The sequence below is a fragment of the Acetobacteroides hydrogenigenes genome, from assembly GCF_004340205.1.
In the GTDB taxonomy this organism is placed as follows: Bacteria; Bacteroidota; Bacteroidia; order Bacteroidales; family ZOR0009; genus Acetobacteroides; species Acetobacteroides hydrogenigenes.
In genome coordinates, this window is the sequence record NZ_SLWB01000029.1 from 1 (window position 1) to 1,515 (window position 1,515).

1 protein-coding gene is annotated in these 1,515 nt (G+C 48.3%); it reads right to left on the reverse strand.

What is annotated here, in order from left to right:
* Positions 1-230 precede the first annotated feature (230 nt).
* Positions 231-1,250: an IS110 family RNA-guided transposase gene (locus tag CLV25_RS15860; protein WP_131840648.1), complete on the reverse strand. Its 1,020-nt coding sequence runs from the start codon at positions 1,248-1,250 to the stop codon at positions 231-233.
* Positions 1,251-1,515: the final 265 nt, after the last annotated feature.

Consider the following 1,515-nt stretch of genomic DNA (forward strand, 5'->3'; position numbering starts at 1 on the left):
CACAGAGGTTCTGTGATAAATTCCAAGTCTATTTTGCTGTTTTTTTTGTTTATTCTACTTTTGTAACAACCCAAAAGAAGGCTCACGGCGAAGCAATGAACCGAAGTCTATCTTGTGCAGTAGGATTTGTTTCCTACTGCTTTTTTTATTCCTTTCCATCGGCATCGAGCCGATGAAAAGGAAAACCCAAAATAAGAGCTCTGGCTCATCAATCCCCGATGCCTATTGGGTTATGACGCTTTTTTCAGCGGATAGTCTTCCTGGTACAACGTTTCACTCTTCCATAGCGTGTACATCAGGATGAGCAGTTTACGGCTAACCGCCGTCACGCCAATCATTGGTTTTTTCTTCCGCTCCACTATCCTATTGTAAAATACTTTATGCTGGTTGCAGTATCTGGCGGTTGATAGAGAGGGCATGTACAGCGCCGCTCGAATGTGGCTATTCCCTTTCTTGCTAATTTTACTACGCCCCTTCCACTTTCCCGACTCTACAATTTTCACATCCAGCCCCGCGTAGCTGCAAAGCTGCCGAACGTTTCCGATCAGGGAAAATCCGTCCGTTTCCGCAGCCACTATGACCGCCGTCAACAGGCTCACGCCGGGGATAGAGGTTAGGTACGCCAGCTGATCCCTGAGCGCTTCATCTCCTTTGACGATGCTCGCAATCTCCTTTTCTATGCTTTTAATATTCGTATTCAGCTCCTGAATCATCGATTTCGTGCGCTTAAGGGTGCCCGCATTCGGTTCGTGGCTGTGCTTAAGCGCGTGCAGGCTATTCTTGAGCTGCGTGCGAATCGCGATAAGGCTGGCTCGCTCCCGTGTGAGGGATTTAAGCACCTTGAAGGTGGGACTTGCGGGACTCCAGCCTACTAAGGTACGCTCTGCGCCCAGCTGTCCAAGGGCCTTTGCGTCCAGCTTGTCGGTTTTCGACTTATTGTCAAGGCTCTCCGCGAACTTCTTCGCCTTATTCGGCAGGACAATATGGACGTGGTGCTGCTTTCCGTACAGGTAGTGCGCCATGTTTTCGTGGTACACCCCGGTGGCCTCCATCGTGAAATGAAGCTCCGCCCTGTTAGCATCATGCTCCTTAATCCACTTCTCTAGTTCCTTGAATCCCTTTTTACTATTGCTAAATTCGCGGCTCCCTCGACACTCAACTTCCCCGCGAAGGGTTAACACACAAATTGATGCCCAAAATGTAGCTTTAGCCATGTCAAGACCCACGTTCGTTCTGATAACTTGTTCCATTTCTGCTGTCGGTTAGGTAAGGGATAGAGTTGGAATCTCCTCGCAGTCCTCTCTCGTCTTTTTTATTCGAGCTTGCCACACAGCAGCTCTAAGTTCTGGTTCGGACTTATAGGAGGTAGAAAGGATAGGGCGGTTTCTCTGTGAGAATATCATTCTGGATGTATTTAGGCACAGTTGCTCTCTATCCTTCTCCAATCGTCTTCCGAAAATACAACTCTCAGAGTACAATTGGTCCTCTCTTTTTTGGGCATGCAAACATACGAGG

Excerpts from the sequence above, each read along its gene's own strand:
- CLV25_RS15860 (WP_131840648.1), bottom strand. The coding sequence starts at position 1,250 with ATGGAACAAGTTATCAGAACGAACGTGGGTCTTGACATGGCTAAAGCT.